Source organism: Actinotignum timonense (assembly GCF_002860685.3).
Classification (GTDB): Bacteria; Actinomycetota; Actinomycetes; order Actinomycetales; family Actinomycetaceae; genus Actinotignum; species Actinotignum timonense.
Window position 1 is genome coordinate 480,035 of sequence record NZ_CP136960.1, and the last position, 26,170, is coordinate 506,204.

A 26,170-nucleotide genomic window follows, 5' to 3' on the forward strand; every position below is an offset into this window, starting at 1 on the left:
CTTCTTTCAGGCGTCGATTATCTCCGGCGCAGCTGGATAACCTGCGATTCGCCAGCATTGCCGAAGCGATCCGCAGCAGTAGTAGCGGTATCGGCGGCAGAATCGGCAGCGGAATCGAGATGCAGCCAGGAGTTAATCCATTCCGGTTTGAGCCCCAAAGCTTCGGACATCTTAAAAGCCAGAGCTTTCTTGCCGAATACTCGCTCCGCCGCTTGCCTGAACAAGGAAGGCTTTTCCGGAGGAACAATCACCGGCTCGCGCTTACGCCAGCCGGCATTGGCCAGCTGAATCTGCAGGCTCCGGAAACGGTGCTGCGTAATGATCCCAAGGCGCTGGGCACGCACGGCAGTGGCTGCCACACTGATTCCGTATTCTCGCCTGATATCTAGCAAGCTACGTAGCGGCGTCGTTTCATTAATACGTGCCCGGGCCACGGATTCCGGAAGCAATAGCGCCCCCGCAAAATCGTAGGCACGGCGTTCTTGCGGAGCGCGAGTGGAAGGGATCGGCTGAGTAAGGCCCTGATCGAATAGAAGGTGACCAAGTTCGTGAGCGAGCGTAAGGCGCTGGCGCGCACCCTCCGTACGATGCACAATACTGATCGCAGGGCGAGTATTTTCCCTACTGGGCAAGGAAATCGCGAGGTGCCCGGCGTCTTCGGCATCCTCCAGTAAGGGGTACACCACAGCAACCCCGAGAAGTCCGAGGATATGGGTGACATTCTGAATCGGCTCCGTGGCACTGAGCCCAAGAACCTTACGAGTTTGTTCAGCGGCATTTTCCACACCCAGACCTGCGGCAAGCAGATCGGTACTGGGAAAATCAAGGTACCCAGATTCGCGCGATAGCGCATCCCAGGCGCGGTTGACTTCTCGCGCGAGCTGATTGACCTTGCGTTCAGCAGTGACCGTGGCAGTACTGGATTTACGGAAAGTCGCGGTTGCGTTGGAGAACTTGGAATCCTCTACCGCGAAGAAAGACAGTGGCACGTGGAAGCTCTGCGCTGCCCGCAGCGCGAGTTCTTCGGAGAATGCGTTTTCTTTCCGGAGCACCTTGGAGATAAAGGGTTGGCTCACGCCCAGCAGGTCACTTAGCTCCTGCTGATTTACTCCCGTGATGTCTTTTAGAGCCCGAAGCCTCTCAGCTCGAACCCAGCCGTCTACTGTTGACTGCACCCTAATTCTCCGTTTGCCGGATTACCGCTTGACTGCTTCCATAGTAGTCGTAGCCGTTATCTTCGTTGGCGTACTGCCACTCCTCACCCTCGTTCACCGCAAGTTCCGTGGGAATTGGAATCGACAACAACAACGGAACAGGAGCGCCGTATTTCCCCGGTTTGCTGGTCATTACCAAGCGGGAGTCGAAACCACCGAGACGATCTTCGATATCACGATAATCCCAAAGATAGAGGAATCTGTATGGCGTCGCAGTTCGCGACACTTCCTCACTGCCCGGCAGATCTAACTCCATTTGTTCTTCAATAGTCCAGGATCTCCGCCTCGCCAAATTGTGCCCGGCGGCGGGAACCTTTCCTGGCATAACAGGGCATTCTTTGAGTACACGCACTAGAAGACCCAAATCGTGGTTCTCCAGCATAAGTTGCCCCATTAACTGCGGCTGCCCTGTGACATGCCACCCCTCCGGTAGGTCCGCATTTTCGAGAAATTCGCGGAGTTGCGCTCGCGCTAACAATGGAAAGAGGTACGGATATTTCGGGTATGCAAGTCCACTCAACCGAACCTCAGAATCGGCCAATGCTCCAGACATTCCCGTGTTAAGAACCTCCCCGACAGAATCGGTGACAACAGCGGCGAGATTGCGAATATTCTCGATAGTTACAAGCTGCTTAGTATGACTTTCCATGGTTATATTATAACTTCCAATGTCATGGTTGAGAAGACCTACCACACGTAATGTCTCGCGCATTTCACACCAAAAGCGGGTGGCCTTTTTAGCCGCTAATCATCGGAAATGACAACCTCTTTCCCGCCATCCAGCTTCTCCATAACTGCTCTACTGAAATTAATCACCTGAACAAGAGCAAAAATTTGCGACAGCGAGTCCTGCACGTCTTCAGTAGTGAAAAGTGCTCTAATAGCCTCCGCTCCCCCTAGCTCACGCATTGCCTGCGGAAACAGTTCCACGAGCTTCCGGCACACTTCTTTTTTTACTTTTTGCAACGGCGTAAAATCAGCATTGAGTTCTATTCCCAAGCAATCGAATATGGTCCCTTTCCGTTTCTGCGGGAGGGGTTCACATTTAGCACGCTCGATTCGATCTGCAACTTCTTCTACCAGCAACGGAGCCACCTGAGAGTGTCTAATGGTTTGTGTGTGAGGGTGAAAACCACCTAGGAGATAAACCAGAATGACTACCGTGAAACAAGACCCTGAAGACAAGCAGCGTATCGATGCCATCGAGAAGAAACTCCTGGCTAACCCGCAAATGGCCGAGCTGATCGGCGAGCTAGCCACGTCTACTACTAACGCTAACGACCTGGTACGCGGCATGCTCCAAGCCTCGATCACGCGTGGCCTTCAAGCCGAGATGGATGCCCATTTAGGCTACGCACACTCAGACCGTAAAGCCAAAGCCGAAGCCGGCGCCGAGAGCATGGGGAACTACCGTAACGGTAGCTACCCGAAAACCGTGGCCACGAACTACGGGATGATCACCGTGGATATTCCCCGTGACAGGGCCGGCACGTTCCGCCCGACCATGGTCCCTAAAGGCGCGCGGCGCCTGACAGACGTGGATGACATGATCGTGAGCTTGTATGCCGGCGGGATGAGCGTACGCGATATCCACCACCACCTAGCCACCTCCCTGCGCCTAGAGGTATCCCCGGAGACGATCAGCGCAATCACTGACGCGGTCCTTGACGAAGTACTCACCTGGCAAAACCGCCAGTTAGACGAGTTTTATCCCGTGATTTTCCTTGACGCGATCCGGATCAAAGTACGCGATGGAGGACGCGTGGTAGGCAAGAGTGCCTATATGGCTATCGGCGTGAACATGGACGGCGTCAAACACGTTTTGGGCTTGTGGATCGCCCGTGAGGAAGGCGCTTCTTTCTGGGCGAGTGTGTGTGCCCAACTGGCTAACCGGGGCGTGAAAGACGTGTTTATCGTGTGTTGTGACGGTCTGAAAGGCTTACCTCAAGCGGTGGAGGCTACCTGGCCGGACTCGATGGTACAGACCTGTATCGTGCATTTGATTCGGGCAGCGAATCGGTGGGTGAACTACCAGGACCGTAAGGCCGTATCGGCGGCGTTGCGTGCCGTGTATACGGCACCAAGCGAGGAAGCCGCTAGGTGTGCTTTAGAAGAGTTCGCGGTAAGTGACCTTGGGTTGAAGTATCCCCAATCAGTGAAGGTCTGGAGGGACGCGTGGGAGCGTTTCACGCCTTTCTTGGGCTTCCCGCCGGCAGCGCGCAAGGTTATTTACACGACGAATGCTATCGAGTCGTTTAACAGCCAGTTGCGTAAGGCTACGCGTAACCGGCGTCAGTTCCCGAACGACGAGGCGGCGATCAAGGCGTTGTGGTTGATGATTTGTCATATTGAGGATCGGCGGGCTGCCAAGCTTGCGAAGGAATCGAGGAAAGGGAGTGTGGATGTAGGCCATTATGTTGAGGGTGCTCGGGTCCAGGGCTGGAAAACTGCTATTAACCAGATGTCCGTGGCCTACCCTGACCGGTTTAATAAGTATTTATAAACAATGCTCACACACAAACAACTTGACACACTCAGCCACCTCGGTCCGTATTGGAATTTCATACCGCACAACCGACCTGATCGCCTCACGTCGTAACGCCAGGGACACACTACCCGGATCTTCGTGAAGATTAACATAGCGAAGTATGTCCGCATTCGACGGAAACTCTTGAGAAGAAAATTTAAGATCCCCGAAGGTGGGAGCGGGATCCAACGGTATATCCACCGCTATACTTGCTGCTTCGCTTAGCATCACTCGATAAAGATAGAATTGCTTGCCACCGTCGCACTGGAACCCTATTCGGCGGATCATGTTATGGACTGCAGCTTCGTATGTTCCCACGTGCAAAGCAACATCTTGTTGTTCCTCAACCGAACCAACATCAGGCTGCTCTTGCCTCATGATTTCACGAAATTCCGGAGACCATTCCTCACGAGGGTCGTAAACCTTTTTGGGCCAGTCCGGATGAGTACTCGTGTGGTACCAGTACAAAGAAGTCAGTTTGCTGACGTTACGCGCAGCATCTTCAGGATCTCCATCAACTCTCAAGTGGACATTCTCCTCTAGATGCCGGGCACCACATTCAGGGCACTGGCCTTCTTGGTAGTTAAAGAACTTCCCCAACCACTCATCCGAAGCTTTCCATTTCCGCTCACATTTTTCACATCGCATATATCGCGATCTCATAAAATCAACTTCCCGGTCAATCATTTTCAGCAAACCTCCTGAACTAAGAAAAATAAAATTCGCTGAGAACTAATGCGATCTTGACCTTAATCCCTATTTAAAGTCAAACGATTGTTCGATCCCATTATTCAGGGCATAACTAAGTTATCCACAAGCAGTAAGCATGTGCACGTGTGGATAAGTTGCCACGAGCCCCTTCCACCACCCTGTGGATAATTACGATTTGCAAACAGAAATTTCATGCGATCACGCCGGCTGGAACCGTTAAAATCCATAGTCCAGAAAAACTACTTCAAACGAGATGCTCTCCTACCAAAACCACTGGCTGCGCGAAAGCACTGCCGTACGATATTTCTGTCACAAGCCCCCTCTAAGATAGGAGCGTACCGCCCGAGCCGCAGCACCCGCGCCGCGCCCGGGCCCGTCCGCGAAAGGAGCCGGCTGTGGCCATCACTCTCCAAAGTATTGAGGAGAACGTCAAGAAACTCACCTCCCGTGCGCCCTTCACCCGCGATTTCTTCTTCGACCTCCTCCTCGCTTACGGCATCTCCAAATCCAGCGTCACCCGCCTGCGTTCCACCACCGCCAGCTCGCTCAACGTCGCGGCGAACCCGGATCGCGATATCGTGTGGAAAAACAAGATCTACCTGGCCGAAACCAGCCGCGACCTCATAGCCACCGCACAGGAAATGAAAACCAGTGATGCCGCGCTCCGTTTCAATACCCGCTTCGTCATCGCCACGAATTACGAATCCCTCGCCGCGATTGACACCAAAACCGGTGATTCCCTCAGCATCCCCCTCGCCAAACTCGCCAGCGATTTCACCTTCTTCCTCCCCTGGGCGAATATGGAGAAACAGCACTTCTCCTCGGATACCCACGCGGACCGCCGCGCCGCCGAACACATGAGCAAGGTGTACGACGAACTCCTCGCCGCCAACCCCAACCTCTTCCATGAGGACAAATCTCCCCACAGCCTCAACATCTTCTTCACCCGCCTCCTCTTCTGCTTCTTCGCGGAGGATACCGGCATCTTCGCAAAAGGCCAGTTCACCAGCGCGGTCGGCTCGCACACTCAGCGTGACGGCTCCGACACCGCCGCATTCCTCACCGCACTTTTCCACGCGCTGGACACTCCCAACGCGTCCGATAAACCCGTCTACTTGCAGAGCTTCCCCTACGTCAACGGTCGCCTTTTCCGCATTAATAACGACGACGCCGCCTCTTTGACAGTCCCCCAATTCACCAAGCATGCGCGCGATTCGCTCCTGGAGCTCGGCACCCTGGATTGGTCAGAAATCAACCCGGATATTTTCGGCTCCATGTTCCAGGCGGTGGTAGATAAGGACCAGCGCGCCAACCTGGGCCAGCACTACACCTCGGTCCCCAATATCCTCAAAACCATCAAACCGCTTTTCCTGGATGAACTCTGGAACGAATATGACAAAGCCTGCGAATCAGTACCGCGCCTCAAGAAACTCCTCACAAGAATTTCAAAAATCAAGCTTTTCGATCCGGCCAGCGGCAGCGGCAACTTTTTAGTTATCGCATATAAGGAATTGCGCAAGCTCGAACACGCGATCCTGGACCGCATCGATTCCCTTTCCTCGGCGGGCCGCTGGGGCCTGCTCGGCATGGGCGAAGAAGAAAAGCTCGGCGCAGCCACCCTGGGCTTCGGCTCCTCGGTGATCAATATTGAGAACTTCTACGGCATCGAAATTGACGACATCTCCGTGGAGATGGCCATCCTTTCGCTCTGGATCGCCAAGCACCAGATGAACCAGGAGTTCAAAGCCAAGTTCGGCCTAGATATTCCCCTGATGCCACTGAAGGAAACCGGGCACATCGTGCACGGCAACGCCACCCGCCTCGACTGGAACGAGGTCTGCCCCAACAACGGCACCGACGAAATTTATTTAATCGGAAACCCACCTTATGTAGGATCCAAAAAACAGACCGCCGAACAGAAAGAAGACTTCACATACGTCTTCGACTCCCCCAAGTACCCCAAGGATCTGGACTACGTCTGCTTGTGGCTCATCAAAGGCTCGCGATATATCGAGGGAACGAAGGCCAAGCTGGCTTTTGTTACCACCAATTCCATTTTCCAAGGCCTCCAAGTTGAGTTGCTTTACCCACACGTCTTTACCGGCGGCATCGAGATAGGGTATGCATACCCCTCATTTAAGTGGACGAATAACGCGTCGCATAATGCGGGAGTAACTGTCGCTGTTATTAGCTTGCGGAATAAAAGTGAGGAAAAGAAATACCTCCTCACCGGCGATATCCAAGTGTCAGCCTCGAATATTAATCCTTATTTGGTCGAGGGACAATCCGTCGTTGTTCGACAAAAAACCCGGGAGCCGCTGTGCGGTTTTCTCCCGCCAATGACACTAGGGTCGTTACCTCGTGATGGAGGGAATCTTGTTCTATCCCCGCGGGAGGCAGAAGACATTCTGTCCCGCTACCCTCAATTGTCCGATGCAGTAAAAAGCTTTATCGGTGCTGATGAATTCATCAACGGGAAGGACCGCTTTTGTCTCTGGTTCACCACAGATAATCACGATAAGGCAAGCACAATTCCTGAGGTGAAGCGTAGATTTGAGCGCGTAGCCAAGATGCGATTAGCCAGCGTAAGAAAAGCTACGCAAAAACTCGCTAGCATCCCCTGGAGTTTCGATGAGATCCGTTACAAGCCCACGGACTCTATTATCGTTCCGCGGGTTTCTTCTGAACGGCGGGTATACGCACCTATCGGGTACCTGGGCCCTGACACTGTCATCTCCGATGCAGCCTTCGCCATCTACGATGCTGAGCCGTGGCTGTTCGCCTTGCTCACCTCGAAAATGCACATGGCCTGGCTACGCGCAGTCGGTGGGAAACTCAAAACAGATTTCCGTTACTCGAATACCTTGGTTTATAACACTTTCCCCGTGCCAGAGTTGTCGGCGTCGTCGAAAGAAGAACTTACGAAACGTGCGCTACGCGTACTCGATGTACGCGAATACCACTGCGAAAAAACACTCGCGGAACTCTACGACCCGGACCTCATGCCACGCAACCTCCGCGAAGCGCACGAAAAAATTGACGAAGCGGTCGATAGACTTTACAAGAGCACCCCGTTCGCATCCGATGAGGAACGCCTCGCGGTGCTGTTCGCGAAGTATCAGCAGATGATCGAAGCAGAAGGGAAATAGCTGTGGCCACCGAAAACGTTGTGGACGTGACCTATGCGCAAACCGGGAAATCGGTTGCCACCGATGAGCTCGGGATGCGGGAAATGCAGGCTCGTGCCTATGAACAGCGCGCCTCCCAGTACCTGCTCATCAAGGCGCCGCCCGCCTCCGGGAAATCGCGCGCGCTCATGTTTATCGCGCTTGATAAGCTCTTCAACCAGGGCCGGCGCAAGGTCATCGTGGCGGTACCCGAACGCTCCATTGGCGCATCCTTCGCGCCCACCGACCTCACCACCTACGGCTTCTTCGCGGACTGGGACGTCAAACCCGCGAACAACCTGTGCACACCCGGCAGCAACGAATCGAAAGTCGCCGCATTCCTGCGTTTCCTGGAAGGGCCGGATGCTACGCTCGTCTGCACGCACGCCACCCTGCGTTTCGCTTTTGAACAGGCCAAACCCGAGGATTTCAACGGCTGCGTGATCGCGATTGACGAATTCCATCACGTCTCCGCAGACCTAGACAACAACCGGCTCGGCTCCGTGCTGCACGCCATTATGGAGCAGTCCGACGCGCATATCATCGCCATGACCGGCTCCTACTTCCGCGGGGACTCCGTGCCCGTGCTTGACCCGAAAGACGAAGCGAAATTCACGCCCGTCACCTTCAACTATTACGACCAGCTCAACGGCTACCAGTACCTGAAAACGCTGGGGATCGGCCACCACTTCTACCAGGGCCGTTACACCGACGCCATCGCGGAAGTGCTGGACCTCGACAAGAAAACCATCCTGCATATCCCCTCCGTGAACTCCGGGGAATCCACCAAGGATAAGTACGAAGAGGTCGGGAAAATCCTCGATATTATTGGCGAAGTGCTTTCGCCCGAAGAAGTTGCGCAGGTAGAACCGCGTTTCCCCGGGGACGACTGCATGATCTTCGTGCGGCGACGTGACACCGGTGCCGTGCTGCGAGTCGCGGACCTCGTGGACGATAGCGATGAGAAAGCGCGCGCTAAGACCCTAGTGTATTTGACCGATGTGGCCGCGAAAAATCGCGACGCCGCTGACATCATCATCGCGCTCGGGATGGCGAAAGAAGGTTTCGACTGGCCTTTCGCCGAACACGCCCTCACGGTTGGTTACCGTGCTTCGCATACCGAACTCATCCAGATCATCGGGCGCGTCACCCGCGATAGCCCCGGGAAAAGCCACGCACAATTCACCAACCTGCTGGCCGAACCGGATGCCACCCAAAACGAAGTGACACTCTCCGTCAATAACGTGCTGAAAGGCATCACCGCGGCGCTGCTCATGGAACAGGTACTTGCCCCGAACTACAACTTCCGGGCCAAGCGCAACACCGACGAAACCCCAGATCCCGGCACCCTGGAAGTCAAGGGCCTGGTGGAGCCGTCTACCAAGCGCGCAAAGCAGATCATCGCAACCGATATTGACGATCTCAAAGCCACTATTCTCCAAGATGACCAGGTGGCGCGGGCCGCGGCCGGCGCTGCGGAACCCGAAGTCATTAACAAGGTGCTTATCCCGCGCATCATTCGCCAAACCTACCCAGACATCACTGAGAAAGAAGTCGAGCAAATCCGCCAGCACGTGGTGGTCTCCTCCGTGATTAAATCTGGCGAAGTGCGGACCGTGGGCGACCGGCGTTTCGTGGAAGCGGGGAACAAGTTTGTGGATATTGATGAGATCAATATCGACCTCATTGAATCCATCAACCCCTTCCAGAAGGCCTTCGAAGTGATGTCCAAGCAGGTCTCCAGCCCGGTGCTGCGCATCATCCAAGATGCCATCGCCGCTACCCGCATCACCCTGAAGCCCGAAGAAGCACTGGAGATGTGGCCCGCAATCACCGACTGGGTCAAGGTCAATGGCCGCCGCCCGGACGTGCGCAGCGACGACCCCACCGAGAAACTGTACGCCGAAGGCCTGCTCATCCTGCAACGCGAAAAAGCAAAGCATGATGCTGAGAAAGCCGCGGCCGAAGCGGCCGTTGAAGCTGCGGCTGCGGCTGAGCAGAGCGAACCCGCGGCAGTGCGCAGCGGTGGTAAGCATGCCGAAGATGTGCCGGTGCCGGCACGTACCGCAAGCGCCGAGGCTTCCCAGGGAGACAAGAACTAATGGCTGATTTCGATTTTGAAGCAGAATTCGCAAAGATCCTCGCCTCCGATACCGAAGGGCTACTTGACGCACCTCCCGCCCCGCGGCGTTTCACCAGCGAAGACCGGCTAGAACGCGCCTTCCTGGAAATCGTGGACTTCCGCGCCAAAGAAGGGCGCGAACCTGACCCCCACACCCGCGCTATTGGGGAGCGCAAACTCGGCGCGCGCCTGGAGGGAATCCGTGCCGATCCCGAAAAGCTCGAAAAGCTCAAGGACCTCGACACTGAATTTGGGCTACTCACCCGCGAAGAAGCCCCGCAGAGCATCGACGATGTTCTGGCCTCCGATGAGTTCAACCTCCTGGACGACGGATACGGCATCACCGATGTGTCCCGGCTCCCCGCTGCGCCGCCGCGGACTATCGCCACGCCGGAATCAGTTGCGAAACGCGAAAAAGCCAAAGATTTCGAGCAGTTCGAACCGCTTTTCAAAGCTAAGCATGCCCAGCTGCGTTCCGGCGCAGCCGAACAACGTTCTTTCCCGGGCATCAGTGCTGTACAAGAAGGGCTCTACTTCGTGCTCGGCGGAGTGATGGGATTCGTTGCCGCTCAAGGAGCTGACCAGAAATACCACACCGGTGGCGAACTCCGGACCCGGCAACGGCTCCGTGTCATCTTTGAAAACGGCACAGAATCTGCACTCTACCGGCAGTCCCTAGCTACCGCACTCGGAAAAGACGGGCGGATTATCGTCGAACCGCAATCAGCCGCCCTTGATCTTCAGCAAGGAAGTGATACCGTTACCGCAGCTGACGAGGAAGTGAACCCGGACGAAACTCCAACCGGGTGGATCTATGTGCTGCGTTCACTCTCCACAGACCCGCAAATCTCCAGCCTGCGCAACCTCCACAAGATTGGGTTCTCGCGCGGTCCGGTAGAAAAGCGCATCGCAGGCGCGGAACAATCACCCACCTACCTCATGGCGCCCGTCGAAATCGTGGACACGTACGTCACCTACGATGTGAATGCCGCGAAACTAGAGCACCTGCTCCACCAGATCTTCGCGGACGTAAAAGTATCCCTCTCGCAAATCGATAACGAGGGCAAAAACTACGACCCGAGCGAATGGTTCATCGTCCCGCGCGAAGCCATCGCCACCGCCGTCGAACTTATTCAGAACGGGGAAAACACCCGGTACCGCTATGACAAGGGGAGCGAGAGTTTCGTGCCGGTACAGCAATAGAGGAACAGGGCAGCAGAACTTTTCTCGTCAAAGCCAATCAACATAAAGAATACTTTTGACCATCCTTGGCAAGGAAAATCCTATCGTTACTGACAGCGACAACACTATTGATAAAAGCTGGGTTTACAACTCAGGTGAGGCACTCTCCCCGAGCGCGGCGAACCAGCTCGTAAATAGCCGTATTGCATCGTCCGCAAGCTCTCGAACTTCATCGATAGGCCGGGGATAGCTTCTTACACCCAAAGAGTCGGTAATATACCCCCTGGCAAGCCAGGGATGATTAGGAAAATACTTCTTGGTAATCTGTTGGCGCCTAGGGCCCAATCCTTTCTTAGATGAACTGTGGTGATTAGTAGCCTTGAGGTCGAACTTCCCCGGATCCCCTTCAAGAACCCTGTCATACAAAACTCTCGCGTTTGTGACCCACTGAGGCTCAATTCCCAATTCCGGATCTGGGTAACATTCTTCAGTCTCAGACACTTTGGTTCCCACGTAAAACTCCAGCTTTACATCATCAAGATCTTTCGGCATCGAGCGCCCGATAACTTGTATCTGTCCGCACAGTTGACTTCCATTACTGTGAAACGGACTGTAGATCGTTATCGCCGGCATCCCCGCATTTCCACGCTCTACCTTGAATTCCCATCCGGGAATCCTCCTCCCCTCTAATGCGTCATGGAGTTTTCGCTCAACCTGGACCTTCTGAGCGGGGATTGCGTACACATCAGAAATCAACAGTCGCGGTTCAGTGAACCTTCCGAGAATATCCGACCATGTAATAACACCATCGACTTTGTCCCTATAATCCACAGCGTCATTTTCCTCTAACACAAGCAATATCAAATAATTACATACTTCACGTTCGCGCGAGATCTGATCTTCGCTTAGGAAATGGTCAATCTTGGCTTCAATAGCTAAGCTAATCTCTTCGGTTGAGCTTTTAAAAGTGAGCTTCACATCAACGCGTTGTTCCTTCTCACAGCCAACATCCACAAGCTCACCTAGATTGCAATTAAGTAGTTTCGAGAAATACTGCTCTACAACTCGTGGCGCATTGCGAATTTCCGCGGCCAAAGCTCGAGTGAGCTGAGGCTCAGACGTGTAGATTGCGCTGAACTGTCGATCGCTGCTTTCGCTCATAAAACAAACTCTATATGCGTTGAAAAGGAATCTGAAGAGCCTTGCACCGCTCGAAAATATCTGGAACGCACCGACGGACATGGGAGATGACTATACGTCCACCTTTGCAGCTCCATCCGAACACCCACACAAGCTCTAATGATCTATTTTGTATTTCATATCACAATATAGAGTGTTGCATTCTTGGCGTTAATGCCTCAAGATAGTCATTACCGGCCACATTAGGTCTACCAGATTTCATGGGCCGGATCTCGAAACGGGGCTGAACTATCCGGATGGATAGTGGACGAACGCAGTGGAAACCTGCGTGACTTCCGAGGGTAACTTCGGAAACTCCGATGCGTACCGCATATCAGTTCTTCGCATCGGGATTTCTGTTAATACCTCAACATAAGGAAGTGAATACGATGTCCTCCCCTCACACCCCCGTAGTTCTTAAAATCGAACACGTTGCAGATTCACACATCGGCGTATTGCGTCGAATCACCGGATTCGTAAAGATGCGCGGTCTCATCGGACTGATTACGAACGAAAGTCTGGAAGCTAACCCACGACACTCGAAGCGAAACAGTATCACCAAGGATATCCTCGAGACTCTTCTGACTAACCCATCAATGATGCCTTTCTATTCAAAAGGTTTACTCATTGGTGCCGGAGAAGTCGTCGAGCGCGACCGGAGTCGCTATCAGTTAGAGTTTAAATGTCGCCACCGTGAGGGAGTGCTTGATGGCGGACATAACCTTCTAGCAATTGGAATAGCGTTATTGACCGAAGCCGGTATCCCCGAAAAAGAAATCAACAAGGTTAAAGTTTGGCATGACCTTAAAGAGTGCTGGAACCGCAACTCCTCGGAGATTGAAGCTTTGAAAGCAGAGCCGTCGACACCCACTCTTGATGCACTAATTCCGGTTGAAATCATCAGCCCTTCAGATCTAGACACTAACGTGGATAGTCCGTCAGTTTTTAATGAGCTGATTCCCGGCATATGCGCCAATAGAAATCAGAACGCACAGCTTGCCGCCGAGGCGGTTGCAAATCAAAGGGGCGTTTTTGACGTACTCAAGACCGAACTTCCTGAGAAAATTACCAGCGAAGTCGCTTGGCGCACGAACGACAACGGTCGCCTGGATCCCCGATTTTTAATCGCACTTTCCTGGGTCACGCTAGGCGTGATCCCTACACTTTCCAACTACGGAGTATCCCCACTACCTGGAACTACCGCCTACTCATACAAGGCAGAAGCGCTAAAAAGATTCACTTTGCTCATTGAAGCGGATGGCGCCACCGAGAAAACTCCGGATGGCACAGGCCGCACTATTGTCGATACATACCTAAAGTCCGCACTAAAAATGGTGAACGAAGTTTTAGCTTGTTACGATCTCATCTATAAGGGTTTTCGATCAGCATACAACGCTAATAACGGCGCTTTCGGACGTATTTCCGCAGTGAAGAAAACCAGCAAAACAAACAACCAGACACTATTCTCCGGGGAAGAGGTTCCGTATGAAGTTCCACCATTGGGTTATCTTATGCCCGTGGTATTCAGCCTCCAATCCCTCATCAAAGTAGATAATAAAAAGCAAATCCTTGAATGGATTCTTTCCCCTACTGATTTCTACGGAAATCCAGACAATCTCAAAGAACTTATCGGTACCCTCAAGCCAATCATTGAAATGGCCGAGTGGGATCCGCAACGGGTTGGGAAGAGTGGCGCTTCTTATAGCAGTGTTAAAGAAAAGGCTCGCAACATGGTATTAGAGTCTTTATTCGGAAAACAAACCCTGCTGTAAAACCCATTAGATCAAGTTTTACATAGCTTCTATTTGTAGAAAGCTGAGAGGGGCGGCGTTTGCACGCCGCCCCTCAACGGCAGGATCAAGCAACCCGCTCACCTCAGGTTGAGTGATACGCATGCCGTGGTGTGCACGCCAATATGGCGACACAGGTCCGTTAATGTAACAACGAGTGAGTACTTGTATAAGTCTAAACGCATGCGCAACAAAGCTTGCGGTTTTGAGCCACCCTCAGCCGTGCCATTACTCACATTCAACGGCAATTCAACGATATTCCGACCATGCGCCCACGCCTACATGCCCCGTGGGCTTCGTTTTCAGTGCGCGATACCGGAACTGAAATAAGCAATGCTACTTCCGCTCAGGAAATAGCGCGCTCACGCCCCTTCGCCCTCGCGTTCGCGCTGCTGAGGCGCGCGCAAATCCAGGAAATGCGGCCCGCGCGCATCCAGCTCCTCCATATAGGCCGCACCCCATTGCATCCACGGGTCCTTGGAAAGATGGTCATTGGTGAACCGCAGATCGTCGGAAACTTCGGTGGCGCAAAAATCCGGAATTTTCAGGTCCACCACCGGCGCGCGCCGCTCCACTTCCGCGATAATCAACCCCGCGTTTTGCCCGCCAAAAGCATCGAATTCCCAGCCGTCCTCATCGATCCACAGGGAGAAACGATTTTTGAGGACCAGATCCACCGAGCGCCGCAGAATCTGTACGGCCACATCGGTATCAATTTCCATTTCCTTCTCGTAGCGTTCCGCGCTGACCACCGGCGATTTCACCGCCACCGAGGCGCTCGCCGGGCATCCCGCCCCCAGCATCCGCGCGAGCGCACGCCGTTCGTAACCACCGCGGAAGTCGGCGGCGTCGTCGAACTCATCAAAAGGTACGAAAGCATCGGGGAAACGTACCCGCACCCGCACCGCGTAGCCGTCCTGCGCGAAAGTGTAAGCCTGGATGATGACCTGGGTGGAGGCGTGCTCGGCGACGTCGTCGGGCAGTTCGCGCACCAGGAATTTGCGTTCGAATTCGAAATCGGCATCCGCGTCGATGCCAGAGCCGTGGCCGGGTTCCATCATGCTTCCATCGTAGACGCGCGCACCCACGTGGTGAAACAGCCACGCCATCGCGCCCGCATCCCGGCACAATAGGAGGATGACTGAATTACCTTCACCCGAGCTCATCGCCGCAGCCGCCCGCACCCTCGCGGGCACGGTGCGCCGCACCCCGCTGCAGCTATCCGAGCGCCTCAGCGCCGCCCTCGGCCGGCCCGTTTACCTCAAACGCGAGGATACGCAGGTCGGGCGCAGCTATAAAGTCCGCGGGGCATACAACGCGATTCACGCGCTCGGGGAGAAGGAACGCGCCGCCGGCGTGGTGTGCGCATCGGCCGGCAATCACGCGCAGGGCGTGGCTTACGCCTGCAATCACCTGCGGATTCACGGCAAGATTTTCCTGCCCGCCACCACGCCGCGCCAGAAACGCGAACGGATCCGCGATATCGGGGGCGCGTGGGTGGAACAGATTATTGGCGGGCCTACGTTCGACGCCGCAGCCGGCGCCGCCCTGGCGTACGCCTCTGCGCACGGTGCGACCTTTGTGCATCCTTTCGACGCCGCCCCGATTATCGCCGGTCAGGGCACCGTGATCGCCGAAGCTTTCGAGCAGTGCGTGGAGCAAAGCGGGCTGGAACCCGAGGCGGTGCTGGTGCCGGTGGGCGGCGGCGGGCTGCTGGCCGGCACCGCGATCTGGGTGAAAAATACCCATCCGCGCACCCGCGTGATCGGGGTGGAGCCCACCGGAGCTGCGTCTATGCAGGCCGCGCTGGCCGCGGGCGGGCCGGTCACGCTGGATTCCGTTGATAATTTCGCGGATGGCACCGCGGTGGCGCGCGTGGGGGACCTCACCTACGCCGCGGCGCGCGACCTGGTGGACGGCTTCATCACCGTGCCCGAAGGCGCGCTGTGTACCGAAATGCTTGAGCTCTACCAGGTGGACGGCATTATTGCCGAGCCTTCCGGCGCGCTCGCCCCGGCCGCGGTGGGGCGCCTGAACACCCTGGTCGAAACCCGCGTGGGGGCTAGTGCCGGCACCGCGGGCACCGGTACCGGGGGCGCGGGCACCGGCGCCGTTAATGGGAACGACGACGCCGCCTTCTCCGGCAGTGGCGCCGCTCCCGCCACCACTCCGCGCCCGCTCATCGCGGTAATTTCGGGTGGGAATAATGACGTCTCCCGCTACGCCGATATTTTGGAACGCTCCATGGTCTACGAGGGGCTGCGCCACTACTTCCTGGTGACCTTCGCCCAGAAACCCGGGGCCCTCAAGGAATTCCTCGACCGCGTGCTCGTGGCCGATGAAGACATCGTGTACTTCGAATACACGAAGAAAACCAATCGCGAGACCGGCCCGGCGCTGGTGGGTATCGATATTCAACACCCGGAAAACCTGGCTGACCTGCTGGATCGCATGGACCGCTCCGGGATTGATATTCACAAGGTCGAACCCGGCTCGCCCGAATTCCGTTTCTTTATCTAGGGCTTGGCGCGTGGCCGGTGCTGATTCCGCGGGCGGTTTCTGTGCCGGCACCGTGGCCACCGCGCCCGCGCTGCCGAGGTGCGCGCGGGCCGGTACTGCGCCGTCGTACTTAAAAGCCCCGCGCAAGAAGCGAGTACAATACCGGCCAGACGCCACCCTCCGCGAAAGGACCCCCATGGCATTCCGTAGCGCCGCCGCGCGCATTTTCCGCGCCTGCTCCCGTTGGACCTTTGTGCACGAACCCATCGCGCCAAAAACGATCCTCATCGGCGCCCCGCATTCCTCTAATTGGGATGGTATTTACGATATTGTCGCGTTTTGGAGCTACGGGCGCTCCATGAAATTCCTGGTCAAAAATTCGCTAGTGCAGGCCCCGGTGCTGGGGGCGATCGTGCGCGCCGTCGGCGGAATTTCGGTGGATCGCAACCACCCCAGCGGAATCGTGGGGTCGCTGCTGGAGCAGGCCGAACGCAGCGAGGAATTCTGCGTGGCGCTCGCCCCGGAAGGCACCCGGAAGGACGTTCAGTACTGGAAATCCGGTTTTTACCGCATGGGCCTGGCCGGACGCATGCCCATCACCCTCGGCTTCATTGATTCGCGCACCAAAACTTACGGGTGGTGGAAGCACCTTTATCTCTCCGGCGACGTCGAGGCGGATATGGATATTCTGCGCGAGTTTTACCGCGATTTTGTGGGGAGGAACGGATCGAAGCGCTCGGTGCCGCGTTTGCGCGCGGAGGACGACGCCGCCGCCCGCGCCCACCTCCTCAACGGCATCGACCTGGAAGAAGCGCGCGCTTTTGCGATTCGGATGAATCGGGAAACCGGCGGGGTGGGGATTACCGAGTAGCTGCCGGCGCCACCAGCGCTACCGCTTACCGCTCCCGGTGCACGGCCTCGAGCAGCGCGTCAATCACGGTATGCGGATCGCGGCCCAGCGCATCGTGCTGGTAGTCATTGCTGACCAGCGCGGTCAGGCCGCGGATGCGCCCGGCGGTTTCCAGGGAGAGATCGGCCGGCACGTACATATCCTCGCGGAAAATCCACGCGGCCACCGGCACCTGGTTGCCGCCCAGCACATCCGGGCGATACAGATCGTGCCAGGAGGTGCGGAAGGCCAGCTCATTGGCGGCCCCGCGCAGCGGGAGCAACGCCGGGTCCTGCTCGAATTGCCAGGGGAAAACGCTCTCCCCGGAGAAGCGGAAGCCCAGCCCTTCCTTGCGCAGATCAGTTTCACCGACCCCGCCCATCGCGAGCGCGGGGATAGCAAATTCGGGGAATTCCCCGCGCACCCGGTGCGCGGCCCAGGCCAGCGGGCCGGTGCCCGATTGCGCATATATGGCTTCTTGGAGCGCGAAATAGAGCGGGGCGCGCGCGGCGGACACCGCTTCGCCCACCCGCTGGAGGAAGGCGGGGCGCAGCCGGCGTTGCCCGCGGAAGGACCAGACCGGGTCTTCGAGTAGGTAGTGGAGCTGCTCGAAACCGTAGGTGAAGCCGAGGCGCTGGCCGAGCTGGCGGAACCGCGCCGGGGTGAGGCGCTCCCCGGTGGGCAGGATTTCTTCCACGTCCGCCAGGTGGGTGGCGATATACCAGGCGGTATCTTCGTCATTCGGGTAGCGCTCGAAGTAGGCGCGGTGCCGGGCGGCCAGGCGCGGGAAGGTCTGCCGGTATACGGCTTGCGGGCCGCTATCCAAACTGGGCAGCCCGCCGGTGATCATGACTTCGCGCAGCCCCGCGGGCGCGTGGGAGAGATAGGATACCGCGGCAAAACCCCCGAAACTTTGCCCCAGCACGCTCCACGGTTCATCGCCTTGGAGGTGGCGGCGCAGGTGTTCGGCGTCGTTCACAATAGAATCCTGGCGGAAACAGGACAGCAGCGCAGCCTGGGCGGCGGGACTGCCGGCCGCGGTAATAGTGAGCGAATCGAGCGGATACGAATTTCCAGTGCCGCGTTCGTCGAGCAGGACGAGGCGATAGTGGTTGAGCAGCAGATCCTGCCAGCCGCTCAGCCCCGCCGGGCGCGGTGCCGCGTGGCCTGGCCCGCCTTCCAGATACACCAGCCGCGGCGCATCCTCACGGCCAGCCCGCACAATTTCCCGCGCGAACACCGTGATGGTAGCGGGAACGTGGGCGATGGTATCGTCCGGGGCCAGCTGAGTGAACGCACCAAAATAATCAAGGGGCACCTGGATGCGGTGCTCGATGAATGTATAACCCTGAAAACGATAGGTAACCGCGCTCATACCGTGAAGATTACCCGAGCGAGGGGCCGTTCTCGCCGGCTGTACGGTAGCTCTCATTTCTGCTAGGCTGCATCCGCTGCGAAAATGGAATAATAAATATGTACGGCAAATGCGAAGGCGGCACGTTCAAGGAGGAACTGTGGGTAAGTGGTTCGATCAGGCTGCGGAAATTGAGCGCTTGCGAAAGGAAAATAAACGCCTGCACGCGGTTATCGCGCAGTTGCGGGCGCGGTTGGGCACTATTTCGGGCGACGACGCCGCAGCTGACTACGGGGTCAGCGCTGAAGAACGCGCTTTGGCCGCCAGCGGGCGCACGGTCGAGGCCATCAAGGCTTACCGCGAGCGCACCGGCGCGGATTTGGTCACCGCCAAAAATGCCATCGACTCGCTCTGAGCTGTGGCTAAGCCACCCGGGCGCCGGGTGGCTTCCCAGTAACTATTCGCGCTACTCTCACATCTACTCTAAAGTACTCTAACATCCGGGGTGAGAGTAGAAATCCGCGCCATAGCAACGTTTTCTCGGGGTCTCCCGAAGCTACTCTAAAGCTACTCTAACAATGTTAGAGTAGATGCATGCTGCAGCGGAGTATGGAAAGCCTTCTCACTCTTCCGGTTCATGAAGCCGTGGAAGAGCTCCTTCGTTTGCCAGAAGACCAGTGGTACGAACGAAAAAGCGGATCCATTCAGCCCAAGGATCTTGCGGAAACTATCGTTGGCATGGCGAATGCGGAGGGCGGCGTTATCGCCGTCGGTCTCCACAACGGATCTCTGGCGCCGGTTTCCGATAAAGCCGCTAATGCGATCCGGCAGGTAGCCATCGACTTTACCAATCCGCGGGTCCGGATTGTTATTGATGACATAGCTATCGAGGGCGGATGGATAATGCTCCTAAGCGTTCCTCCTAGCCGCGATGTTCACGAAACTAATAAGGGTGATTGTTTCCAACGAATCGGGGACGAGACACGAAAACTCACTTTCCGGCAACGCCAGGAGCTTGAATGGGATCGTGGTTTCGTTGGCTTTGATGGCGCTCCCGTTCCCGGCGGAGAGCTGGATGATCTCGACGAAGAACAATTGGAAACTTACCGCGCCCTCCTCAGCTCATCCTCGGGAACCAATGCGCTACGCGCCCGCGACCTCATTGATCGTGATGGCCAGCTTCGGGTAGCCGGCTACCTTCTTTTCGCAAAAAATCCGCAGCAGGTTTTTCCGAACGCCTACGTGCGGGTGGTCAAATATTCCGATAACGAGCGCGGCGCCGGGCGTTTCCAGAACGTAGAAGCCGGGAAAGATATTCGGATAGGCGGCTCCCTCCCGCAGCAAATTACGGAAGCCAGCCGCATTATTGAAGAATTCCTGCCGGGGCACCGCCGACTCACCGATGCGGGCACATTTGCCGATGTGCCGATTATTCCGCGTGAGGCATGGCTGGAAGGCCTGGTCAATGCCGTGGTCCACCGCTCCTATGGAATCGCGGGCGACCATATTCGAGTGGAGATTTTTCCGAACCGGATTGAATTCACCAGCCCCGGGCGTTTTCCCGGTCTGGTTGATATTTCCCATCCGGAAAAAATTGGCCGCAAGGCCCGCAATCCGCGCATTGCCCGAGTTTTCTTCGATATGGGTATCACTCAGGAGCTGGGCGAAGGCATCCGGCGTATTTTCGAAGAAACCCGCCGGGCCGGGCTGGCCGAACCGCTTTACGTGCAATTATCCGAGGCCGTACACCTCACCCTGCTGGCCAGCAACGCAATTCCAGAAGAAATCATGCGGCAAATCGGGCCGAGCGGCCGCGCGATTCTCGACGCCTTGCGCCTGGCTCAGCAACCGCTGGGAACCGGGCAAATCACCGAGCTTGTGGACCTTGCCCGCCCCACCGTGCTCCGCCACCTCAACCTGTTGCGAGATGCCGGTGTGCTCCGCTGGAATGGCAAATCCCCGCGCGATCCACATGCTACCTGGGAACTGCTGTAGAGCCACCTGCACGGCCACACGCGCACGTGCCACAGCTGCGCCGTCGTACCTTCTGCAAGAATAGAGCCATGGCAACAATCCCGCTTCTTCCCCTCAATTCCGGCCACTGGATTCCGCAACTGGGCATCGGCACCTACCGCATGGACGACACCACCGCGCGCCGGTCCGTGCGCGAGGCGCTCGCCATGGGCTACCGGCATATCGACACCGCGCAAATGTACGGCAACGAAGCCGCGGTCGGCCGGGCAATCGCGGAATCCGGCGTGGAGCGCGAAGAAATTTTCCTCGTCACGAAACTCGATAATCCCAACCACGCCCCGCGCGCCGTGCGGGAAACGTTCGCGCGCTCGCTCGCGGAGCTCGGCACCGATTACGTTGATCTTTTCCTCATCCACTGGCCCATGCTCAGCGGCGATTACGTGGAGGCGTACCAGGTCATGGAGGAATTCGTGGCCGACGGGCGCGCCCGCGCAATTGGCGTGTCCAATTTCGAGCGTCACCACCTCGAGGCGCTGCGTTTCGCCGCGCAGATCCAGCCCGCGGTCAATCAAATCGAAGCGCACCCCTATTTCCAGAACGCCGAGGTCACGCAGTACTGCACCGACACCGGGATTCGCGTGGAAGCGTGGGCGCCGCTGGCGCGCGGCGCTGTGAACGACGACGCCGTGCTTGCCGAGCTGGCGGCCGCTAAGGGATGCACCGTTGCCCAACTGGTATTGCTCTGGCACCTCTCGCGCGGGAGGATCGTCTTCCCCGGGGCGTCCTCCGCCGCGCACCTGGCTGAAAACCTGGCCTGCCTCGATTTCACTCTCCTCAAAGAAGAAGCCGAGGAGATCGACAATATGGATCGTTTCGAAGCCGGGCGCACCGGGCGCCATCCCGATACCTTCCGGCGCAACGGGGAATAGCCGCTGAGCTGGGCTAATGCCGGGGTGCTGGTGTCCAGCGCATAAAACGTCCAAAAAATATGTCGTAGCCCTTCGCTAGCATAGAAGTGGTGAAAGGCAGGTCACGCCCCGGTGGATCGGGGCGCAATATCAGGTGAACGTCACCGTGCCAGGAACCCGTAAGGAAAAGGAGCGGAATGTATTTTGCATACACCATCGCCGGGTCTGAAGCTACCGGCGGTGCTGGATTCCAAGTTGATTTGAAAACCTTCCAGCAGCTCGGGGTGTACGGCATGGGCACGCTCACGTGTATCGTGTCATTCGACCCGAATAATAACTGGAACCATCGCTTCGTGCCCGTCCCTCCGGAAGTGATTAGCGCCCAGATGGAAGCCGCGCTGCGATCCCAGAATATTCGCACCGCGAAGGTCGGCATGCTCGGCCACCCGGATACCATTGAGGCGGTGCGCGCCGGGCTCGCTTCCCAGGAATGGGACAATGTGGTGGTTGATCCGGTTCTTATCTGCAAGGGTCAGGAACCGGGCCAGGCGCTGGATACCGATAATGCGCTGCGCACCAAGATCCTCCCCTTCGCCACCGTCACCACCCCGAATAATTTTGAGGCCCGCACCCTCTCCGGCCTGGATGCGCTGGAAACCGAAGATGACCTCATCGAAGCCGCCAAGCGTATCGGTGAGCTCGGCCCGAAGAACGTGGTGGTCAAGGGCGGGATTGATTTCCCCGGCCCGGATGCCGTGGATGTGCTCTGGGATGGCGAAAAGGCCACTGTTTACCGCGCCCCGAAGATCGGTGAAGAACGCGTCTCGGGGGCCGGCTGCACCCTGGCCGCCGCCATCACCGCGGAACTAGCCAAGGGCGTGGAGATCCACGAAGCCGTGCAGCGTGCCAAGGATATGGTGACCGCCGGTATTAAGGCCCGCGTGGAAGCCAATACCCCCTTCGCCACCGTGTGGCAGGGCGCTTACCGGGATCAGGACTAGGCCATGCCCGGCATCGATCCGGCCGTCCCGGTCATTATTGTGCTGGGCGGCCGGATCGTGCACACCCGCCTGGGTTACCTGCCCAGCGGGAGTTTGAAACGCCGCCTCGCGCGGGCCCTGGCCGAATATCGCTACGCGCGCTCACGCGGGGCACACCCCGCCCTCATCTGCTCGGGCGGGCGGGCCTCACCCGGCGTGCCCAGCGAAGCCCAAGTTATGGCCGCCTGGCTCGCCGCCCGCGGGGTGCCGCGCAGCGCGCTCATCGCGGAAAGCCACTCGCGCACCACCGAAGAAAATATGGGAGATTGCGCCGCGCTGCTCCGCGGGCGAGACCCGGTTCCCGGCCTGCTCTCGGATGGCACCATCGCCGCGGTTATCGTGACCTCCTGGCAGCACGTTCCGCGGGCCCGGTACTTCGCGGTGAAATTCGGGTTCACGCCCGTGATGCGCGGGGCCAGCCTCGCGCCGGCCACCACCCCGAAAGCCCTCGTCTGGGAATTAGGCGCGGTGGGGATTTACCTGGCGCGGGTGGTGGCGCGCCGAGTGCGTAAGCGGCGTCGTCGTAACACTTAAGTACGGAAGGAAGCTGGCACGGCGTGCCACAATAGAAACGTGACAACGAATCCGTACCTGCGCCCAGCCCTCGCGTTCCTGCGCGAGCACCTGGAAGGCGCCCCGGCCAGCGCGCGCGCCCGCCGCTACCGCTATGAACACTGTTTACGGGTCGCGGCCATCGGGCGCGGGGTCGCGATGTCCGAAGGTCTGGCGGTAGATACCCTCGAAATTGCCTGCCTCCTGCACGACATCGGGAAATTTGATTCCGCGCGGCCGGTAGATCACGGGCGGGCCGGCGCGCGGATCGTGCGCCCCTTTTTGGAAAGCCTGGGCATGCCGGAACTGGAAGTTGTGGAGATCTGCCAAGGCATCGCTATGCATACCGATGGCCGCAGCGAATATCCGGAAGACTCCCCCGAATATCGCGGCCAGCGCGAATATCCGGCGGAGGCCAGCGTGCTCGCGCGCTCGGTCGGGGACTGCGATAACGTGGACCGTTTCAGCGTCTACCGCATCCACGACACCCTGCTGTATCACAATATGGACGCCATGCCGCTGCCGGAGCAGCTCGATTTTATTGACGGATACCTGGCGCGCCTGGGGCGTGAACGCCACTACCGCTGCGCCACCCGCAGTGCGCAACGCCTGTGGATTGAAGCGCTGGAATTTCAGGAGTATTACTTTTCCCGGATGCGTGAGCAGCTAGCCAGCGCGCACCCGTATATGGACCTTGCCGAGGGAGAGTCCGTACCCTCGGCGCACTCAAGGAGGAATCCATGACAACATTCACGCAGGCGCGCGATTCCATCCGCGGCTCCTACGCCCCGGAATTCGCACGGGTGGTGGACGCTTTCGCCGCCTCCATCGCCACCAACCAGGATCGCGGCGGGCAAATCGCGGTGCTCTGGCACGGCGAACCCGTGGTCAATATTTACGGGGGCTGGAACCCGCCCGCCGGTGCAAATACCGGGGGCGGCGTGGCCGATGGCGCCGTCGTTGAAGACCCGATCGCGGAGCGTACGCCCTACCCGGATAACGCGGTGCAGCTTATTTTCTCGCAAACGAAGGGCCTGACCGGGATTTGCTTCGCGGACTGCGTGGCGCGCGGGCTCATTGATCCGGACGCGCGCGTGGCCGAGTACTGGCCCGAATTTGCTGCCAACGGCAAGGAAGATATTCGGGTGAGCCAGCTGGCCAGCCACTCCGCCGGCCTGCCCGGTTTTGACCATATCCTGCCCGCGAGCGCGCTCTTCGATTGGGATCTTATTACTTCCGAGCTCGCCGCCCAGGCTCCGCGCTGGGAGCCGGGCACCAAACACGGCTACCATGCGCTCTCCATGGGCTATCTGGCCGGGGAGCTGGTACGGCGAGTTTCCGGCCTCACCCCCAAGCACTACCTGGAAGAGAACTTCCGCGCACCCCTCAACCTTTCCGTGTGGATCGGCTGCCCCGAATCCGAGCGCTCGCGCATCGCCAAGCATTTCTGGGGCCCGCGCACCCAAGGCTGGGGCGGGGCGCTGCGCCAGGCCCAGGCCGACCCGAACTCCACAACCTCCTACGCCTACCAATCCCCGAAGGATACCGATTCGGCCATTACCGACCCGCATTTCCTCGATGCGGAAATGCCTTCTATCAACGGGCATGCCGATGCGCTCTCCTTGGCGACCCTTTACGCGATGTTCTGCGACGGGCGCTATGCGCGCTACGACGCCGAGCTCATTACCGCGGTCTCGGCCACCCGCGCCGAAGGCTTCGACGAAGTCCTGTGCGATTCGACCTCCCGCTACGGGCTGGTCTTCCAGCTGGGCAGCCAGCGCGAACCCATGCTCTCCCGCGGCAGCTTCGGGCACAACGGGCGCGGCGGCTGCCTTTCCTTCGCGGACCCGGGCACCGGAATCTCCTTCTCCTACGTGGAGAACCAGCTCTCCTCCGAGCCGCTCCCGCAGGCGCGCGTCTGCCGGCTGCTGGCCGCGGTGCGGGACAGCCTTGAGTTGGCGTAGCTAAACCAGCTCCTCGCGCGGGGCACTTCCACCGTAGCAGCGCCGGCATCCATCCGGCGCCCGCGGGGGAAGTGCCCCGTAGTGTAAGGATGTTTGCTGTTCCGGCTTATCTTCTAAATTATTGGTAGCGCGTATTGTAACTGTTTCACAATAAAAAAGCCATATAGACAATCTAGGACTATCGCCTAGACAAGATCACCAAATACGCTTAAGTTGCCGCGAGATAAAAGAATCACTTCATCCCCAACGGAATCAACGCAGATTCCACAATACTAAGGAGACGAAATGAAAGTCACTAAGACTATCCGCAGCACGATTGTTGGCGTGTGCGTATTAGCCTTGTCTCTATCAACAGTAGTTACAGCAAACGCAGCTGAACAAGATAAAGTGGAAACACTATCAAATTCAACTACTACCCATAGTGTCAGTGAACAAAACTATATTCCCTTCAACGAGCAGGAGCTTACAGATGGTCTGAATCTCATTATGTCCATTCCGGATGAAGTGATTCTCCAAGGAAGTCCTGCAATAACTGCATGGGTCGAGAAAAACTACCCGGGGTATCTATACAACGCGAAAAGCAGCTTCTGGTCTTGCACCTTCGCAATCACGAAGACCATTGCCTCAACACTGGTCGCCCCTGCCAAGATTATGAAACTCAAAAAAGCTATTGACGCCGCAGGTGGCGTAAGGAAAGTAGTGAGCACCATCAGTAAGCACGGTTTCAGCCTTGAAGCAATGGAAACACTAGGCGGAGCCATGAAGGCGGTAATCGACGAACTGACAGGATTCGCAGACATTAAAAGAGGGTGCTTTGACTGATGGAATTTCTTGAGCGTATGAAAAAGGTTGGATATGTGCTCCTAGCAATCCTCGTACCTTTTGGATTCATCATCAAAGAAGCGCGCATGGCGCTGGGCGCCCTGTTCTCTCTGTTTTTCTTCCTGGCAACAGACGGAATATTCCGGAGGAAGAAAAGGGACAAGGGCGACGATGTAGCATAACCCCTCAAGTAGTGCGGAGCGCTTTGCACGAGTCGAGGAAACTCAACTCAGTAAATTTCAAAGCGCTCCGCACACCATGCCAACCAATCCATTT

The 26,170-nt window shown here is 57.4% G+C and carries 23 protein-coding genes; 16 read left to right on the forward strand and 7 right to left on the reverse strand.

What is annotated here, in order from left to right; genetic code table 11:
• Positions 1 to 17: 17 nt before the first annotated feature.
• From CYJ17_RS01990 to CYJ17_RS02000, 3 genes are all read right to left on the reverse strand, one after another.
• Positions 18 to 1,175 carry an XRE family transcriptional regulator gene (locus CYJ17_RS01990; RefSeq protein WP_284881292.1) on the reverse strand — a complete coding sequence of 386 codons (1,158 nt, stop codon included), beginning with the start codon at positions 1,173 to 1,175 and terminating at the stop codon, positions 18 to 20.
• 1 nt (position 1,176) lies between these two features.
• Positions 1,177 to 1,863, reverse strand: a complete 687-nt coding sequence (locus CYJ17_RS01995) for a hypothetical protein (RefSeq protein ID WP_087070197.1) — start codon at positions 1,861 to 1,863, stop codon at positions 1,177 to 1,179.
• Positions 1,864 to 1,958: 95 nt separating this feature from the next.
• Complete coding sequence (locus tag CYJ17_RS02000; RefSeq protein WP_145989832.1) at positions 1,959 to 2,309, reverse strand: hypothetical protein; 351 nt, start codon at positions 2,307 to 2,309, stop codon at positions 1,959 to 1,961.
• A gap of 58 nt (positions 2,310 to 2,367) precedes the next feature.
• Between CYJ17_RS02000 and CYJ17_RS02005 the strand changes: the two genes are divergently transcribed.
• Entirely contained in the window at positions 2,368 to 3,717 is a 1,350-nt protein-coding gene (locus CYJ17_RS02005; protein WP_087070464.1) for an IS256 family transposase, read from the forward strand.
• Here the strand turns inward: CYJ17_RS02005 and CYJ17_RS02010 are convergent.
• Entirely contained in the window at positions 3,712 to 4,437 is a 726-nt protein-coding gene (locus tag CYJ17_RS02010; RefSeq protein ID WP_145989829.1) for a hypothetical protein, read from the reverse strand. The genes CYJ17_RS02005 and CYJ17_RS02010 overlap by 6 nt on opposite strands.
• 410 nt (positions 4,438 to 4,847) lie before the next feature.
• Here CYJ17_RS02010 and CYJ17_RS02015 point away from each other — a divergent pair, with 410 nt between their 5' ends.
• From CYJ17_RS02015 to CYJ17_RS02025, 3 genes are read left to right on the forward strand one after another with little or no spacing between them, the layout of a single operon-like run.
• Positions 4,848 to 7,601, forward strand: a complete 2,754-nt coding sequence (locus CYJ17_RS02015) for a DNA methyltransferase (RefSeq protein WP_101595723.1) — start codon at positions 4,848 to 4,850, stop codon at positions 7,599 to 7,601.
• Between the two features lie 2 nt (positions 7,602 to 7,603).
• A complete protein-coding gene (locus CYJ17_RS02020; protein WP_087070195.1) occupies positions 7,604 to 9,721 on the forward strand; it encodes a DEAD/DEAH box helicase in 2,118 nt (705 codons plus the stop codon).
• A complete protein-coding gene (locus tag CYJ17_RS02025; protein ID WP_087070194.1) occupies positions 9,721 to 10,944 on the forward strand; it encodes a GIY-YIG nuclease family protein in 1,224 nt (407 codons plus the stop codon). Before CYJ17_RS02020 ends, CYJ17_RS02025 begins: the two co-directional genes overlap by 1 nt.
• Positions 10,945 to 11,067: 123 nt before the next feature.
• On the opposite strand, the gene CYJ17_RS02030 is transcribed toward CYJ17_RS02025, so the two are convergent.
• Positions 11,068 to 12,084, reverse strand: a complete 1,017-nt coding sequence (locus CYJ17_RS02030; protein ID WP_143231830.1) for a hypothetical protein — start codon at positions 12,082 to 12,084, stop codon at positions 11,068 to 11,070.
• A gap of 407 nt (positions 12,085 to 12,491) precedes the next feature.
• Here CYJ17_RS02030 and CYJ17_RS02035 point away from each other — a divergent pair, with 407 nt between their 5' ends.
• Positions 12,492 to 13,874 carry a hypothetical protein gene (locus CYJ17_RS02035; RefSeq protein WP_143231829.1) on the forward strand — a complete coding sequence of 461 codons (1,383 nt, stop codon included), beginning with the start codon at positions 12,492 to 12,494 and terminating at the stop codon, positions 13,872 to 13,874.
• 380 nt (positions 13,875 to 14,254) lie between these two features.
• On the opposite strand, the gene CYJ17_RS02040 is transcribed toward CYJ17_RS02035, so the two are convergent.
• On the reverse strand, positions 14,255 to 14,953 hold the full coding sequence (locus CYJ17_RS02040) for a CYTH domain-containing protein (protein ID WP_234984440.1): 699 nt from the start codon (positions 14,951 to 14,953) through the stop codon (positions 14,255 to 14,257).
• Positions 14,954 to 15,029: 76 nt separating this feature from the next.
• Between CYJ17_RS02040 and CYJ17_RS02045 the strand changes: the two genes are divergently transcribed.
• Together CYJ17_RS02045 and CYJ17_RS02050 are read left to right on the forward strand one after the other, a co-directional pair.
• A complete protein-coding gene (locus tag CYJ17_RS02045; RefSeq protein ID WP_087070190.1) occupies positions 15,030 to 16,412 on the forward strand; it encodes a pyridoxal-phosphate dependent enzyme in 1,383 nt (460 codons plus the stop codon).
• A gap of 175 nt (positions 16,413 to 16,587) precedes the next feature.
• On the forward strand, positions 16,588 to 17,262 hold the full coding sequence (locus CYJ17_RS02050) for a 1-acyl-sn-glycerol-3-phosphate acyltransferase (protein ID WP_087070189.1): 675 nt from the start codon (positions 16,588 to 16,590) through the stop codon (positions 17,260 to 17,262).
• A 25-nt stretch (positions 17,263 to 17,287) separates the two neighbouring features.
• Here CYJ17_RS02050 and CYJ17_RS02055 read toward each other — a convergent pair whose 3' ends face one another.
• A complete protein-coding gene (locus tag CYJ17_RS02055; protein WP_087070188.1) occupies positions 17,288 to 18,655 on the reverse strand; it encodes an alpha/beta fold hydrolase in 1,368 nt (455 codons plus the stop codon).
• A gap of 139 nt (positions 18,656 to 18,794) precedes the next feature.
• Between CYJ17_RS02055 and CYJ17_RS02060 the strand changes: the two genes are divergently transcribed.
• The 9 genes from CYJ17_RS02060 (at position 18,795) to CYJ17_RS02100 (ending at position 26,076) form a co-directional block, all read left to right on the forward strand.
• Positions 18,795 to 19,049, forward strand: a complete 255-nt coding sequence (locus CYJ17_RS02060; RefSeq protein WP_087070187.1) for a hypothetical protein — start codon at positions 18,795 to 18,797, stop codon at positions 19,047 to 19,049.
• A 179-nt stretch (positions 19,050 to 19,228) separates the two neighbouring features.
• A complete protein-coding gene (locus CYJ17_RS02065) occupies positions 19,229 to 20,629 on the forward strand; it encodes an ATP-binding protein (protein ID WP_200807163.1) in 1,401 nt (466 codons plus the stop codon).
• A 68-nt stretch (positions 20,630 to 20,697) separates the two neighbouring features.
• Positions 20,698 to 21,537 (forward strand): aldo/keto reductase, encoded by an 840-nt coding sequence (locus CYJ17_RS02070; RefSeq protein WP_087070185.1) that lies wholly within the window; start codon positions 20,698 to 20,700, stop codon positions 21,535 to 21,537.
• A 176-nt stretch (positions 21,538 to 21,713) separates the two neighbouring features.
• Positions 21,714 to 22,517 carry a bifunctional hydroxymethylpyrimidine kinase/phosphomethylpyrimidine kinase gene (gene thiD / locus CYJ17_RS02075; RefSeq protein WP_087070184.1) on the forward strand — a complete coding sequence of 268 codons (804 nt, stop codon included), beginning with the start codon at positions 21,714 to 21,716 and terminating at the stop codon, positions 22,515 to 22,517.
• Between the two features lie 3 nt (positions 22,518 to 22,520).
• The gene (locus CYJ17_RS02080; protein ID WP_087070183.1) at positions 22,521 to 23,090 is read left to right on the forward strand and encodes a YdcF family protein; all 570 of its coding nucleotides are present in this window, start codon (positions 22,521 to 22,523) and stop codon (positions 23,088 to 23,090) included.
• 39 nt (positions 23,091 to 23,129) lie between these two features.
• Positions 23,130 to 23,852: an HD domain-containing protein gene (locus tag CYJ17_RS02085; RefSeq protein WP_087070182.1), complete on the forward strand. Its 723-nt coding sequence runs from the start codon at positions 23,130 to 23,132 to the stop codon at positions 23,850 to 23,852.
• On the forward strand, positions 23,849 to 25,072 hold the full coding sequence (locus tag CYJ17_RS02090; RefSeq protein WP_087070181.1) for a serine hydrolase domain-containing protein: 1,224 nt from the start codon (positions 23,849 to 23,851) through the stop codon (positions 25,070 to 25,072). The genes CYJ17_RS02085 and CYJ17_RS02090 overlap by 4 nt, the downstream gene beginning before the upstream one ends.
• Before the next feature lie 285 nt (positions 25,073 to 25,357).
• Positions 25,358 to 25,894, forward strand: a complete 537-nt coding sequence (locus CYJ17_RS02095) for a hypothetical protein (protein ID WP_087070180.1) — start codon at positions 25,358 to 25,360, stop codon at positions 25,892 to 25,894.
• Between the two features lie 17 nt (positions 25,895 to 25,911).
• Positions 25,912 to 26,076 (forward strand): hypothetical protein, encoded by a 165-nt coding sequence (locus CYJ17_RS02100; protein WP_180948690.1) that lies wholly within the window; start codon positions 25,912 to 25,914, stop codon positions 26,074 to 26,076.
• Positions 26,077 to 26,170: the final 94 nt, after the last annotated feature.